This window comes from uncultured Gimesia sp., assembly GCF_963972345.1.
GTDB lineage: Bacteria > Planctomycetota > Planctomycetia > Planctomycetales > Planctomycetaceae > Gimesia.
The window spans coordinates 20,929-36,867 of sequence record NZ_CAXAVM010000053.1 but is presented as its reverse complement, the minus strand read 5'-3'; the positions used below and the strand labels follow the sequence as shown (position 1 = coordinate 36,867).

Genomic DNA, 15,939 nt, shown 5'->3' with positions numbered 1-15,939 from the left:
CTTGCTGATTTTGTACGAGCGCCGATTCGGTAATGGGAATTGCAGAATCTTTGTCGCATTAAATGCAAAGAAATCTTCAAAAGGAGAAGTTCTTTGTCGCGCTCCATGCTGATCGACAGTGCTCCCCTTATTGTGACAAACCTGTTTCATCCAGAAGCAGGCAGTTGAACTGTTTAAAAGTCCGAGTAAAGCAAGATGGTCGTCTTCGGTAACCGGCCGTTTATTTCCATCAGGCTCCTCGACTTCCAAGGGTAACTTGATAACGGGAGCTGTTCTATTGAAAACTTTTCCGCCTCGATCAAACACAAAATGGTTATGAGTTGCGACTTCGCCGTACGTGATAGTCATTGGAGTGCGAGCTCGATCCTTTGGAAACTGGTGATAATCAAACCAAGGACGTCCGGACGTGCGATAAGTTCCACCACCAAATGTCGATCGACTCCAAAGCTCTACTTTCAGACAAATGAGCCAGTTCCATTCCGGACTCCGTGGTACTTCATCCCATTGATTGAGTTCCTGATCATACGGAAAAAAGATCAATTCATCGGTCGTTGTTTGCCAGTCTCGAACATTGTCTCCACGCACTTGAACTTTAAATGCAGAACGCAGACAATGTCGTTCTGGCATTCCAGCTGGTTGGACAAACGCTTCATCAGCATGTGTGTCCTGAAAAAATCCAATAGAATCAACGACAGTGGATAAGATTTGCTTTGTAGTACTTTCAAGATGTTCCTTCAATTCCGCTGCACCGCCGCCACCGATGGACCAAGGATGCTTGTGAAACAACTCACGTGACGAATCACCCGTACTGATGAACTCACTCTGTGAGTCTGGCTGATCGACCTGATCTACGATCGCCGTCCAGACCAGACCATGGGAAGGATCTTCGGGAGTGCTGGGCTCTCCCCGTATTCCCATGACCGTACGGAGTGTGTCCATCACCGGCTGTTCATTTCGTGCAAAGAGAATTACGGTCGGTGTGCCATGACCGGGTATATACGCGCCACTGGTATCAATCACATGCGTGAGATTGATTGTCGGAAACCACGATTCTATCAGCTTCTTACCAAACTCCCGCTTCATAAAGCTGTTAGCCGTGATCTGCCCGGTGAAACCTGAGATCTGGGAACCATTTTTACCCGGAACTGCCAGACGCAGAATACGCTCCATAAAGGGAACAGCAAGAGAATACTGTCGATGACATGCCTTCGGATATAAACGGCGGTATGTTTCATTCGCCGCTTTATCTCTTGGCACAATATAAGGTGGGTTCGCCACGACCGCGTGATACGTACCTTCCTTCAGAATCCTTCGTAGTTCCTCTACGTCTTCCGTCCGAAAATAGTGTGCCTCGTCGGTCCAGTCGTCGTCGAACATTTTTTGTCGCTGCCGGCCGTGGTAGAGGGAGTCGCCGCAGGCGAGATGAAATTCGAACCCCACCTTCTCATCCATTTTCTTTATACCACAAGACTTGAAAGCCGCTAATAATAGTCGGAAGCGGGCGATCGCGATGGCGAAGGGGTTGATGTCCACGCCGTGAATGGAATTCAAAGTCCGCTGCACCAGATCGCGGACGTTGGCACCTGGTTCCTGTTTCTGCCAGCGGTTCAGAATCCGCGGGAAGCTGCCCAGCAGGAAGTGACCGCTGCCGCAGGCCGGGTCGATCATGCGGAAGCCGGCCGGCGCCAGTTCTTTGCCGTCCCGGCCTTTGACCGGGGGTGCGTCGAGACCGAATTCGTCGAGCGCCGGGTCGAGTGTGCGGTCGAGGATGAATTCTTCCACGAAGTCCGGCGTCTGCAGGAGGGCGTACTTCTTACGGGCCGCTTCACTCAGGTCCTGGTACAGGTCGCCCAGGAAACGGGTGTCCCACTCCGCATCGGTAAAGTTGTGCAGCAGCACGCCGGTGTCGGAATCGATCTTCTGGAAAAACCGCAGCAGCTCCCCCGCGGCATCCGGACCAAGCCAGTTCGGCAGTGCGTTCATCGGGTTATGGGAACCGAACAGGTCTTGACCGGCGGGCAGCTGTGCCAGTTCTGTAAACAGATCAAGCAGATACTCCCGATCAGTCAGCTTGGCGCGTTCGGGATCCTGAAAAAAGAGCGTGTGTTCATCGCGGGCCTGTTCCAGTCGTTTACCGGGACCGGCGAGGCGCGGCGGATCGATCAGCCCATTATCTTCCAGAAACCGGGCAAACACACAGCTGAGCACCCAGGCAGCGGCGACCTGCGTGATGAAGTCGTCCAGCCACTGTTTAAAAGTATGCGCGGTCCGCTCGGCGTCTTTGGCTTTCTGATACTCGGCGCGCAGCCATTCTCCCACCTCGGGCACTTCCGCAGAACTGGTCCGTTCCAGCAGGTCGGCTTCCAGTTTCCGCAGCAGCGATTGCAGATCGGATAGTAATTCAGAGCGGTTGATCATTTCGGTTTATTCTCACGTAAAAACGCTAAGTCGCAAAGTTTTTTTTAAGTATTTCATCTCAACAGATTACTGATCCCACTCTCCAAGATCATTTCCCACATTCTTATTAATTGCTCCCTTGGCGCCTCTGCGCCTTGGTGTGAGACTTTTAACAACGCGAACGGTCATGTTTCTCGCAAAGGCGCTAAGACGCAAAGGATATGATTCATGTTTTTTGTCAGGCTGTTTACAAAGCACCTCCGGGTCTCGGAACGAAATTCGTATCATCATCGAAACATTCCAGGGCAGTGCCGGGAAATGCCTTGATCAGACGCTGACACATGTCGATGTCATCATAAAAGACATGAAGCCATACAGACCAGAAACCGCGCCCAATAGCTACTTCGATCGCCATCTCTCGCATTTCATCCGAATCATCCACTTTCAGGAGTGATGCCACGCGGAGTGCTATGCCCCACGCCTCCATACGTTTGAGCCACCGACGATCTCGATCCGAGAACTTGGGGTGCCCTGGTATGCGGTCCAAACCAGTGAGGTCCAGTGTTTCCTGAACCCGGTCTGAATCCACATCAGGGTCATCAACGACTTGTGGAGGCATATCTTTTTCATAAACCAGAGCACGAAGTGTGTTATCAATATCCGGCCAATAATAATCAGCCAGATCGATATCCTTATTGCCCTTAATTGAGTTGCAGTTCCCACAGGCTAACAGAAAATTACTCCAATCGAGTTCGTGATCTGGATTCAGACTTTTCGGGAGAACATGCTCCACATCAACTTGGGAATTAAGAGCGACCTCACAGTAAGAGCAGTAGTCCCCCATCCGTTCAATCAGATCATCACGTGCATCTTTATAGTCGTTATAAACCACCGGTTGATGATTATGATTCACAGGGACATCCCCTCGTATGACTGGTCTCATGGCGTGCCTCCAGTCAGTTCGGTGCCCCCCTCTTCCTCCTCATCATCCTGGTCGCGTTTATTGAAATCGTCAGATATATCTCCATCCATTAATTTTTGAAATATAGAATCAGACAGGCTCATCTTGTCCGAATCCAGAAGTGACTCAACAGCGATTTCATGCATTCTTAGTAACGCCTGATAAGCTGGGTTATCACTGTACGGCATCATCGTTTTTTCCAGTTCATCTCTAACTGCATCCTTATCTGAAGCTGTTGCAATTGAATCATCCTGCAACATTGAGAAGTATTCCTGAGCTTTTTCCATCATATCCAGAAAACGACGACTCTGTTGCGGAATTTCAACCCCTTGAATTTCTTCTGCAATATCTTCAATACTTTTATTCTCAATGCTCTGATTCAATTGATCGTCCAGATTCACTAATTGGACTTCTGGTGTCGGTGGAAGTGATTGGATCACAAATGGCGAATGCGTAGTGGCAATGAACTGGATTCGCGGAAAAGCACTCATTAAGTCCGGAATTACTTCTCGTTGCCATTTCGGATGCAGATGAAGATCCAGTTCATCAATCAATACGACACCTGATGTCTCTAAAGCGGCTTCCGAGCCCAGCTGCGGGTTCAGAGTCACACAGCGGATTGCGATGTCGGCCACCATCGAAAGCATGTTTCGGTAACCATCGCTGAAAAAGGTGAGCGGTAAGGCTGTGTCTTCGACAATCATCACCATTTGCTTTTGCACAGCATCGAAGTAAACATGCTTACAATTTCGAATACATGTTGATATCGCACGACGACATGCCTCGAGTAGCGGTATCTCGACTTTTCGTTGTAAAGATGCGAACTCCTGATCACGAAACCATTCCAGTATTAATGTCTCATCTGAAGCGGGGTTCAAACATTGTTTATAACCAATGAGTCGAGATTTAGTCATGTAATCACGCGTTGATTTAATATTGGTTTGCCGCCAAAGTCGTTCCGTTCCGTAATAGCACACAAGCGGTAATGGATCAGAGCCACCTTCCATTACATGTTTACGCACCGCATTGATTTTGTCCTTGGCCCACTGTGCTCCTCGACTGTTCATCTTTCCTTCGGAATCTCTTGCGAATTCCCATCCCCCCTGTTCGCCGTTAATCTCGCCATTACAGGAAACGATACAGGGGAACTGTGGTTCCCAGGTCACTGTCCTTACATGCAGAAACGATTGTTGGCGTACATCCGAATCCTTGATTGATCGAGAGCTACTGATCTCGGGGCGTCTGCCAGCTACTACAGCGCTGGCTGCAATCGAAAGTGCATCTAATATTGCAGTCTTCCCACTTGTGTTATCACCCACAATCAAGTTGAACTGCGGCGCGAGTTTCATGGAATGCTCTTTGAATCGGCGAAAATTCGTCAAATGAAGCTTATCTATTCGCATTGCGATTCTCCCTCCTCAAGTGGGTTTGAAGTCATCTCGCCATTGCTTCGATGCAGGTTCTGCAACCAGCTTTCCGGGATGCGAGTGCGTTGACCGGGGCCGATTAAGGGGACCGGTTTGCCGTCGATCAGTGCCTGGTTGTTACCCGGAATCAGCAGCCATAAACCGGGAATGCCATCGGCGCGTCCCGCTTTCTGCGACAGCCGTGTTAAGAGGTCCATCTGGTCATAGCGTGCCAGCAGGCCGGGATAGATGACAAGCATGGGTTTGTCTGCCTGCAGTAACCGTTGCTCTACCGCAGGCATGGCCCGGCCGACGAGCATCATCAGCTTGTCCCAATCGCCGTGCTGGGGGTTGATATCGGTCTGCAGGACCAGATCCCAGTTGACTTTGGCTCCTGCGGCCGTTTCCTGTAGTTCATCGATAAACAGGCCCTCGAAATCGACGACTTGTAACGGGAACCGCCGAGTGAGTTCACTGCGGGCGCGATCGTAATATTTGGCATGAACTAACAGAGTCAGAAAAGTACCTTCCACGATCGAACGCTGTAAACGTTCTTCGAACTCACGGGCGTCTGCCTCCTCCGGTGTGACATCGCCGGCTTCCCCACGGCCGCGTAGCGTTGTACGACGCTCAATCGACTGGCTGCCGCTGGTAATCGAAACGAGGTCACGGAGCGGACTTTTAAAGCAGCCCGTTCCGTTATTGGCTGTGTCATCCCATGTAAGGTCGAACCCGGCAGCACTCAATAAATCATCGAGCTCTTCGCGGTCAGGGAGCGCAACAGCTTCCGGATAGCGTCCGCTGACGCGATCTCGAATCTGATCTACAGTCAACGTACGTTGTCCCAGCAAAGCTCCCTGTGAGAGTTTGAGAGCACGAGCGGCATCCATTCCCCGCGGATACAGTTCCTGACGACTGGAAATCGCAGCGTGCTCAGAAACTTCCGCAGCGAGTCGAATCAACCGGGTATCAGACAAGGAGACTCCGGAAGGTGATTTCTGATCTCGTAATCGTTCTATCACACGGGTCGGTGCCAGTAAGGGATCTTCAGTGGCGATCGAGTCTGCTTCGGTCCCCAGACGCCGGGCATAATTTGCCAGTTCTGCGCTGGTGGAAATCAAAATGCAACCCTGATTTCTACTCACAAGGAATCGCGGTTCATTTCTGCTCCGTTCGACTTCCACGGCTGCTCGCACAACCGCCCGCGCCAGTTGCGTCCGCCGTGGCTCATCCTGGAATGATCCACGGGCCACCAGCAGCGTTTCGCTCAGCTCTCGCAGGGACATCGCTCCCCCCTGCAGACTGAGCATTTCAGCCAGATCGGTACGGAGACGGGTGAGTGCGGGTTCTTTTGACCAGCGCTCATGCAGCTGGCCGACAATCTGTCCGATACGTCCCCGTGTCAGTTTCACCGCTTCCGCAACGGTCGCCTGACTGGGCCAGTCCGTTTGCTGTTGTGGATCCAGCCCTAGAAAAAGTCGAACAGTTTGTTGAAACGTTTCCTTTTCACGACTGCCAGTCTTGAGCAGGCGGTCTGCCAGTAAATCGACACTCAGAGACTCGACGGCGATATCTTCTGCTGCACTGTCACTCTTTTCTGGAATCAGTGGCTGCTCTTTAGCAGGTTTGCCAAGAAAGCCCTTGAGAACCTTCACGACAGCCGCGATTTCACGGCGAGTCTTATTTCCTACACCCCGTAAGCGAAGCAACTGCCGCACCGGAACAGTGAGTAGGTCCTCGACAGTCAGGATATTGGCGCGATCTAACGCATTGGCTGCGCGTGTCCCCAACCCCAGTTCTGCGATTGTGGTATCAAAGTCGGCAGCGGTTAACAGTTCTCGTAGCTGGGATTCATCCGTATGATCGGTAATTGAACCACCTGAATCCAAGTCGGTAAACGCATCTCGCCAGGCACGCAGCATCACCTCGGCGTTATCAAACCGTTCTGTAATGTCACGTCGAAACGCCTGACGGAAAAAATCAGCCAGTGGCTCCCGGAGCGCTGGTTCAAACAACTCGGCATCAATCGTGATTTCCGTCTCCTGACTGAGCTGATCGGGCTGAGTCAATCCATCGCCCCACTTCGCCAGCGAGCCACTCGCTAATTCGTATAGAGTCATTGCCGCCGAATAGCGTTCGGCATGCAGATCCCAGCGGGGAGGCTTCCTGAGCGAGATCAAGGGGTCCAGATAGCCAGTTGTACCGGCGCGGATATTTTCCACTGGTGTTCGGGAGAGGGAAAAATCGAAGAGAACCAGATGCAGCTTACTGCCCCGCCCTACCATACCGACTGCGATATTATCCGGTTTGATGTCCCGATGCGGTATTCCCTGCTCTTCGAGGTGATTGACCACTCCCAGCAGGTCCTCTCCAAAGCGTTGTAACAGATCGCTGTTCAAGCGGCCGTCTTTTCGCAATCGATGCCCCAGCGTCTCGATGATCCGTTTTTCCTTTTCGGCATAAACCGGACGCATCAGAAAGCCACGATATTGCCCCATCTCCAGCGAATCGACGTAATCAACGATGCAGGGGTGTCGCATTTCGTCTTTACCGAGGACTTCGGCTTCGTCATCCAGGCGATCATTCTGGCCGGGATCATTGGCCACCTTGAGCACAAAGTCCTGACCGTCCCGTTCTACGAGCAGAGCAACACTGCATCCTCCCTGACCGAGTCGGCGTACTACCCGGTATCCTCCCGGCAGCAGGTCTCCCATCTGAGCCCGGGTCGGATCCTCAATATGGTCAAGTTCTGGTTCTGTCAGATCGTTTTCGACTTCATCTAGCATTGCCAGAAAATCGGTGGCGCTCCCCAGGCGGTCAGGTACCACAGGGTGGGTAGCATAGCGAATCAGATCCTGCAGCCACTCACTTGCGCCATTCAATACCGAGCTGATCTGCAAGCCTTTGGTTTCACGCAGCTTTTCACTTAACTCGACCGCATTTGCAGCAGGAATGAGCCCCGAAAAGATGTGATATGCGATTGCTCCCAGCGAAAATATATCCAAATGCTCTCCTGTGTTCGCATCGGTAAGTGCCTCGGGAGCCATATATGCTGTCGCCGCATCGTCGACCAGTCGATCTACATGGGAGGTGGCACTGACTATCCTGGAAACTCCCGTCGAAGTTGAACCGTCCCTGAAGCCCACCTGCCAGTTGAAGACTTTGATCCTGGGGCGATCTGTATCCAGATTGGAAACGAGTATACTCTGGGGACAGAGACCGCGATGAATGACTTTCTTTTCATGCGCATAGCTGATCACCTCTGCGATCTGACGAATCAGATCCAGTTGTACTTCGATGCTCAGTTTGTCTTTGCGTTGTATCAGAAAATGGTCCAGTCGCATGCTGAGCGGGTCATGCTCAAACAATAGCGCCGGTCCCAGTTCATGTTCTGTTATATTAAAGGCGCGCAATATGCCGGGGTGCTCCAGATTTTCCAGAATCTGGAACTCACGTAGTGCAGCCCGTTGTATCGTTTGCCGGTATTCCGGAGTCCCTTCAGTTTTTACCAGATAGAGACGGACACGGCGTTTTGAATTTGCTACCTGCGTGTGGGTCGCAAGCCAATCCTGATAATTGGGACCTTCATCGATCAGATGTTCGAGTTGATAATCGCTCACCTTTCGCATGCGCTGCGAGGGACGGATTCCGGCCTGATCCATAGCCTGACTGACGGCTTTGGCCATAGGCCTGTCATAAGTTCCCCTGGCATAGGAAGCGAGCCCCGAGCATTCTCGTTGTATGATCGCAGACATGATGCCAGGCCGTTCCTGCTTGCCTTCGGCAGCGTCACGGTCACGCAAACAGATATGGTGGCGGGCATTACCCTCTAATTCACATTGCAAGCCTGGTGCCGAACAGAAAACCAGTGCTTCGATAAAAGGTGGCTGGGCTTTCTTCTTGAATGCTTTCTGTTTCTGGAGTAATGATTTCAGTTTCTTCGCTTTGAGATTCGCCAGAAGATAGGGGTTATCAACTGTTGAAAACTTACCGTCCGTTTCCCACGTCCATGTGCCTGCATCCCCAGAAAGCCTGCCGGGACGGCTCTTAATCTCGATCAGGAAGAAGCCCTGAGGTGTGAATACCAGCAGATCAACCTCATTCACACTGCCGTCGTCTGCGATGAACTCGAAGTTAGCCCAGGCCCGGTAAGGATCTCTCGCAGGAAACTTTTCACGTACAAAGTCTAACGCATCCCGTTCCCACGGAAACTTTGATTCGGATGCAGTCGTCCAGTTGCTCGACTTCGCCATAGTTATTCAATGTATCCCATCCGCAAACAAGAAACGCCGACTGCTGCCGGTTCCTGACCGTGTATCCATTACCTTATCCCCCATTTTGATAACGACTTCAGACAATTTTGCTGAGGGGGCTCCGCTAAAGCATATTTCCTGAGAAATAACTATATCAGACTACCAAAGTCCGAATATGTTTCGAAGCTTACAGACAGATGATGTTCAAAATTCACCTGAAATCGTCAGTCTCAATTGGGAACCAGCCGGTAGAGATTGAAATGGTCTTCAGAATCTACTTTTCAACAAAATAGAACAGCCTTCGTTAATCGACCCTTTGCTTCATTTGGCTGGTGTCATTACTGGAAAAGGATCATCCCCACTAGCATATATGTTTAGCTGCTGTAATTCAGGAGTCAGGTTGGCAATTTTTTCGGCTTCATGCCGTCTAAGTTCCTTTGCCCGTTTTGCTTCCCTACTCCCCCAGAAAAACTGAACCACAATTGCAACTATTGCCACGAATGCCTTCAACAGTAGCCACTTGAAACGGGAGCAATTACGCTAACATGAATCCACTGGGCTCCCTCAAGTCAGCCTGAAATCCGGTACAGAACCCTTCCCCTGTGACGGTGACTCTGGAATTCTAAAGTTCAAGTTAGATCTGAAGTGGACTCCCCCCAGAATAGTTTACACTCTTTTTAGAACGTTCACTTTTTCCGGGAACTTCACTTTCGGACTAACAGACCATAACTTTTGGGAGATTGGCCAATGTTAACAAATGAAAAACATCAACAGATTTGTCAATCCTTAAGGAAATGCGTTTATTCACATCAGGAAGTAGGCAAGCAAATTGAAAAGGCAACGTTGGAACTAGCAGAAATCTTAAAGCTTGATGAAACTCGAGACTTCAATGATTTTAGTAGACCAGTTGTTGATCGGACAACGTTCACTGTTAGCTGGCGGGGACGAACATGTCGATTAGGCAATACCCTGTTGTTCTGGTTATTTTATCGGCTAGCCCGTTCTACTAATTGCTACGTAGCACATGTGGATTTATTAGATGATGTTTGGCATGGTGCTAGAGAAGCATCAACAATCCGGGGTGTAGTCAAGAGATTGCGTGATCAACTGACGGCAGCCGGAATGGAAGGCCTGGCATCCGCCATAGATGGAAGTGTATCAGGCTACTACGGTTTGATGATTGTTTGAGTCAAAATGGGAAATCAAACGCGAATCAAACAGAGATAGAGCATAAATCAAACGCGGCTAGGGCATAATATTCTGAGAATGGAATTTCCCACTTCTTATTCCAATTTTCTGAAGGCCGAACAATGAGCCCGCATGCGAATGATATGTCAGATGCTAATTTCAATCAGACTCAAGAATCGATTCGAGCCGCTCAGTACGTTCGAATGTCGACAGAGCATCAGCAATACTCCACATTGAACCAGGAAGACACAATACGGGACTACGCTGAGAATCGGGGTTATAAAATAGTCAAAACCTATGCGGATGAAGGTAAGAGTGGTCTGAATGTAGCTGGTCGTGATTCGCTAAAACAGTTGATTGCAGACGTCCAGGAGTTGAGAGCTGATTTTGAGGTAATACTTGTCTACGACATCAGTCGCTGGGGACGATTCCAGGATGCCGATGAAAGTGCTTACTATGAATATCTCTGTAAGCGTGCAGGCATTGAGGTGCATTATTGTGCCGAGCAGTTTGAAAATGATGGGGGACCGACATCGACCATTATCAAAAGCGTGAAACGCGCTATGGCTGGCGAATATAGTCGCGAACTTTCAGCAAAAGTATTCAAAGGCCAGTGTCGACTAATCGAACTTGGATATAGGCAAGGTGGTGCTCCCGGCTATGGTCTGCGGCGAATGCTGATTGATCAAGAGGGTACCCCTAAAGGGATCTTAAAACGAGGAGAGCAAAAAAGTTTACAAACTGATCGTGTGATTTTGATCCCTGGGCCCCAGGAAGAAGTCCGAATTGTCAAATGGGTTTATAATCTCTTTATAAAAGAGGGAAAACGCGAACGAGAAATTGCCAACCTCTTAAACAATCAGGGAATGTTGACCGATCTGGGCCGGAAATGGAACCGGGGGACTATCAGCCAACTGCTGACAAATGAAAAATACATCGGAAATAATATTTATAATCGAACATCCTTCAAACTCAAACGTAAACATGTCCGTAACTCACCTGACATGTGGGTTCGGGCAAATAGCGTTTTTGATGCGATCATTTCACCAGATCTGTTTTTCACTGCTCAGGGTATTATTCAGGAGCGAAACCGAAAATTTACGGATGAAGAACTAATTGAACGTCTGAAAATACTTGCAAAAAAACATCCCACTCTTTCAGCAGCACTCATTGATGCCGCTGATGATTTACCTACATCCACAACATTTCGATCCCGATTCGGGAGCCTCATTCGAGCTTATCGTCTTGCTGGATATACTCCGGACAGAGACTACAAGTATATCGAAATCAACCGTCATCTTCGGGAATTATATCCAAACCTGATGGACGAGGTAAAACAACGCCTCGACGCAGTAGGCGCTTCGGTCACCCAGGATTCTGCCACCGATTTGTTACTTATTAACGGTGAGTATAGTGCATCAATGGTTCTCTCCAGATGTAAGCCAACTCCAGCTGGATCGCTGCGCTGGTTTATTAAAATCAACGAACAAGTAGCCCCCGACATTACGATCCTGGTACGTATGGATCCCGCTAATGAACAAGTTACAGATTACTACCTGTTTCCATTGATGGATCTCTCAGAACCGAAACTACTCCTTTGCGAAACCAATGGTATCTATCTTGATACTTATCAATTCGACAATCTGGACTATTTTACCAAACTGGCAACTCGTGAAAACATTGAGGTAGTAGCATGAAAAACCAACGCGACTCAAAAATCTACATGATTCCTCTGGATCACATCACTGTCCTTAACCCCCGAGAACGGGGGAAAAGAAAATTTAAGCAGATCGTTGATAATATAGCGAGTCTAGGACTTAAAAAGCCAATAACAGTCACTCCAAAGGAATCTACAAACGGAGCTGAGGATTATCACCTTGTTTGTGGGCAGGGACGATATGAAGCCTACCAACTGCTCGGGGAAAGCGAAATCCCAGCCTTGATCGTCCATGTTACGAAAGAGGAATTACTCCTGATGAGTTTAGTTGAAAATCTGGCTCGTCGGCAGCATTCGTCTATAGAACTCGTCCGTGACATTAGTGCTATGCGGGAACGCGGCTACTCTTTTTCACAAATCGCAGCCAAAACAGCCCTTGATGTCTCGTATGTTCGTGGCATGATCAAACTACTTAATAAGGGGGAAGAACGACTGCTTCAGGCAGTAGAGAAAGGAAAAATTCCCATCAGCGTTGCTGTTATCATTGCCAGCTCTGAAGATCAACAGATACAGAAGGCACTAACAGACGCGTATGAAAATAATGTATTACGAGGGAAGAAGCTATTGGCAGCACGAAGACTCGTGGAAAAACGTAAAACAGATGGAAAAGGAATTCACTCTGGTAACAAAAAACGGAACGGCGATGCGCTTTCATCAGAAAAATTATTACGTGCTTATCAGGATGAAACCACACGGCAAAGAACCATCATCCAGAAATCCCGTTTGTGTGAAACCAGGTTATTGTTTGCTGTAACAGCCCTGCGTCGGCTATTTGAAGATGAAAACTTTATAAATCTGCTAAGAGCCGAATCTCTTGAAACACTACCCACTTATCTTGCCAATGAATTACATGGAGAGAGCAAATGACTTCTCGAAAACGAATCCCGTTCGCATGTGAAACAGCTGTCAGAAAAATCAAGCTGAAAAACATTCTACCATTACATCGAATTACACCAGGCACCCGCCGTACCCAGAAATATCAACGAATACTGTCATCAATAAACAAAGTTGGAATTATCGAACCGTTAGTGGTCCACCCACAGGACAAAAGTAATGATTTCATGCTACTCGATGGCCATATTCGATATGACATCCTTAAAGAGGCGGAAGAGGATTCAGTTGATTGTTTAATTGCCCTGGATGATGAGGCATTCACATATAACCATAAAGTGAATCGCCTTTCAGCAATTCAAGAGCATTTTATGCTGATGAAAGCCGTGCAGAATGGCGTCGCCGAGGATGAGATCGCCGCAGCTCTGAATGTCGATATTGCTAAAATTCGTGAAAAGAAAAACCTTTTGGTAGGAATTTGCCCTGAAGCCATTCAGCTTTTACGTGGAAAAGAAGCCAACGCGGGAACCTTTCGACAACTTCGAAAAGCTAAACCGATGCGTCAAATTGAAATGGCAGAGCTGATGTGTGCCTCGAGTAACTTTTCAGTGGCCTACGTAAAATGCCTGATTGCAGCAACTCCCCAGGATCAGTTAGTTGAATCTGAACAATCGAAAGAAATCAACGGTTTATCACCTACCGACATCGCTCGTATGGAACGTGAAATGGAGTCGATCAGCGGAGACTTCAAGCAGCTTGAAGAAACTCATGGCAAGAATGTATTGAACCTGGTCATTGTTGTAGGCTATCTCAAAAAGCTACTAGATAATGCCAGGATGGTTCGTTTTCTGGCTAACAGTTACCCTGAACTACTGACAGAGTTCCAAAAAATTGCTGAATCCAAAAGCTTGACAGAAACTCCACAAACCTGACTTCCTCAAGTACTAGATACTGCAATTCTTCAGTGACTTGGTCTAAAAACAACATTTCCTCCGCATCGCTGTCTTTCGTCACTAATGATTATAATGCGTAGAGTTATGAAACAACTATTTTGTCCATTTGTCCCAGCCTTTATTTTTCTAATATAAAACACTTTCCCGTACAGGAAAAGATGCCATTGCAGGAAAGTATAAAGCAAGATTTTCCTATAAATAATTATTTTTCGGATGGAAAATGATCAAAAAACAAGCAAATATCATCTAAAAAAAAAGCTTCTGGATCACACCTGATGAATAAATCTCGATCTTCCAGAATGCCCCAAATTTCATACCCAAACAACGATACGCAGATGCGTTTACGACGATTTGACTTATTCAACCCTACTCTTAATACATGTTTAAATATCATTTATACTAAAGGCAGCCTTGAATATGCAGGCTAATTCCGTTCTTATTCAAGGCAACTAACAATAAACGCATCATCCTTGAAGAAAAGAACTTAAGTGAGTACCGGAGACTTTTCACAACCAGACAAAACTCGTGCAGGCCGATATGTTAGTCAGCCGACTGGGTATCGCGCGTTCATTCCGAATCCGCTACCGCCTGATCCGCCGATTCAGATTGCCCCAGAGATGCAAGTCTTACTTTCTCAGGCAGATCGTGCGTTAGGTCGGTTAGACGGCTCGATTCAGACACTCCCGCACCCTGATCTGTTTGTCTATATGTATGTGCGGAAAGAGGCGGTTTTGTCGAGTCAGATTGAAGGAACACAAAGCTCTCTGCAAGACGTGCTCGCTGCTGAAGCACAGATTCTTGCTCCTGACCGTCCGCAAGATGTCGATGAAGTTGTCAACTATGTCCGTGCCATGAAACACGGCTTACAGAGACTTCCCGATCTGCCCGTTTCCGTACGACTCATTCGCGAAATCCATGCCGAACTTCTGCAAGGGGTACGCGGTTCCCACCTCACGCCCGGAGAGGTGCGGACGAGTCAGAACTGGATTGGTCCTGGAGGCTGCTCCCTCAATGAAGCCACCTTTGTTCCTCCACCTCCGCAGGAAGTCCTGGAACACCTTTCTAAACTGGAATCCTTTCTGCACAGCGACACGCCGCTCCCATTATTGATTCGTATTGGGTTGGCCCATGTCCAATTTGAAACCATCCATCCATTCCTCGATGGTAACGGGCGCGTCGGTCGATTGTTGATTACCTTTCTTCTCTGCGAGCAGGAAATCCTGCTCAAGCCAGTACTTTATCTGTCGTACTACTTCAAAAAGCATCGGCAAGAATACTACGAACAGTTGCAATCGGTTCGAGATCATGGCACCTGGGAAATCTGGCTCACATTTTTTCTCAAAGGTGTGATCGAAGTGAGTCGACAGGCAACGGAAACGGCACGACGGATTCTTCAACTGCGCGAAGAACATCGACAGACTATAACCGAACAGTTTGGTCGAGTCGCTGGAAACGGTCACCGCGTACTCGAACACCTTTATCAACACCCGATTGTTTCGGTTAATGAAGTTCAGGAGCTGATCGGAACCACGTATCAGGCTGCCAACGAACTGGTTTCCAAGTTCGTCGACAATCACATTCTGGCCGAAACCACAGGCCAGTCCCGTAACCGCAAGTTCATGTACCGCAGCTTCATCAGCCTGTTTCATGATGAACTCGCTGAGGATGACTCCTGATAGGGAATGCCGAACAGCACTGCAGGTTATTACAGCGACTCGAATGTGGAGTTCGTGCAGTCCCATGTTCTGGCCCCGTTCATCGCCATGGGCAAATTCAAGCATGGGGAGTCAGTCCCCGAGAGTCCCCAAGGCCACATCCCCAACCACCTGGCTGCGAAGGAACGCATAGGCAGAAAACTCCGCACCCAAAAAGGCCGGGCAACGGATTCCAGACGGAAGGGGCAGGTCGAACCGGTGTTCGGTCAGATCAAAGCGTGTCAGGGGTTTCGCCAGTTTTTGCTTCGCGGTCTTGAGAAAATGTAGGGGGAGTGAACTCTGGTGAGTCTGACGCACAACCTGTTAAAGTTGTTCCGTTTTCAAACGGCCTGAAGCCGGGCTGTTTCCGGCCTGCGCAGGAAAAACTCCTTCGCCCACCGATCACAAACCTCCAACAGCTTGTTCTCGGCCAGGCTCCTAGGCTCGATCCATATAGAGAATCTCGAAAAAAACTATCTGCGAAGGTCAACTCTTGATATCATCAACGAGGTCTAAAATGATATGGTGAAAACGGCCAC

The 15,939-nt window shown here is 48.7% G+C and carries 9 protein-coding genes and 1 pseudogene; 6 read left to right on the top strand and 4 right to left on the bottom strand.

Annotation, left to right across the window (positions count from 1 at the left end):
- The 4 genes from pglX to pglW form a co-directional block, all read right to left on the bottom strand.
- Positions 1-2,418: BREX-2 system adenine-specific DNA-methyltransferase PglX (pglX, locus tag AACZ40_RS11325; RefSeq protein WP_339674460.1), on the bottom strand; the 2,418-nt coding region annotated here is incomplete at its 3' end.
- 226 nt (positions 2,419-2,644) lie between these two features.
- Positions 2,645-3,340: an HNH endonuclease gene (locus AACZ40_RS11320; RefSeq protein WP_291166839.1), complete on the bottom strand. Its 696-nt coding sequence runs from the start codon at positions 3,338-3,340 to the stop codon at positions 2,645-2,647.
- A complete protein-coding gene (locus AACZ40_RS11315) occupies positions 3,337-4,761 on the bottom strand; it encodes an AAA family ATPase (protein WP_291166841.1) in 1,425 nt (474 codons plus the stop codon). The genes AACZ40_RS11320 and AACZ40_RS11315 overlap by 4 nt, the downstream gene beginning before the upstream one ends.
- A complete protein-coding gene (gene pglW / locus AACZ40_RS11310; protein WP_291166843.1) occupies positions 4,752-9,017 on the bottom strand; it encodes a BREX system serine/threonine kinase PglW in 4,266 nt (1,421 codons plus the stop codon). Before pglW ends, AACZ40_RS11315 begins: the two co-directional genes overlap by 10 nt.
- 747 nt (positions 9,018-9,764) lie before the next feature.
- On the opposite strand from pglW, the gene AACZ40_RS11305 reads away from it, so the two are divergent.
- The 6 genes and pseudogenes from AACZ40_RS11305 to AACZ40_RS11280 form a co-directional block, all read left to right on the top strand.
- Positions 9,765-10,205, top strand: coding sequence for a hypothetical protein (locus AACZ40_RS11305; RefSeq protein ID WP_291166845.1), 441 nt, complete (start codon positions 9,765-9,767; stop codon positions 10,203-10,205).
- A 122-nt stretch (positions 10,206-10,327) separates the two neighbouring features.
- On the top strand, positions 10,328-11,902 hold the full coding sequence (locus tag AACZ40_RS11300) for a recombinase family protein (RefSeq protein WP_291166847.1): 1,575 nt from the start codon (positions 10,328-10,330) through the stop codon (positions 11,900-11,902).
- Positions 11,899-12,789 (top strand): plasmid partitioning protein RepB C-terminal domain-containing protein, encoded by an 891-nt coding sequence (locus tag AACZ40_RS11295; RefSeq protein WP_291166849.1) that lies wholly within the window; start codon positions 11,899-11,901, stop codon positions 12,787-12,789. Before AACZ40_RS11300 ends, AACZ40_RS11295 begins: the two co-directional genes overlap by 4 nt.
- Positions 12,786-13,685: a plasmid partitioning protein RepB C-terminal domain-containing protein gene (locus AACZ40_RS11290; RefSeq protein WP_291166850.1), complete on the top strand. Its 900-nt coding sequence runs from the start codon at positions 12,786-12,788 to the stop codon at positions 13,683-13,685. The genes AACZ40_RS11295 and AACZ40_RS11290 overlap by 4 nt, the downstream gene beginning before the upstream one ends.
- A gap of 638 nt (positions 13,686-14,323) precedes the next feature.
- A complete protein-coding gene (locus AACZ40_RS11285; protein WP_291166852.1) occupies positions 14,324-15,382 on the top strand; it encodes a Fic family protein in 1,059 nt (352 codons plus the stop codon).
- 6 nt (positions 15,383-15,388) lie between these two features.
- A pseudogene (locus AACZ40_RS11280) lies at positions 15,389-15,685 on the top strand (transposase); the annotation flags it as partial.
- Between the last annotated feature and the right edge of the window lie 254 nt (positions 15,686-15,939).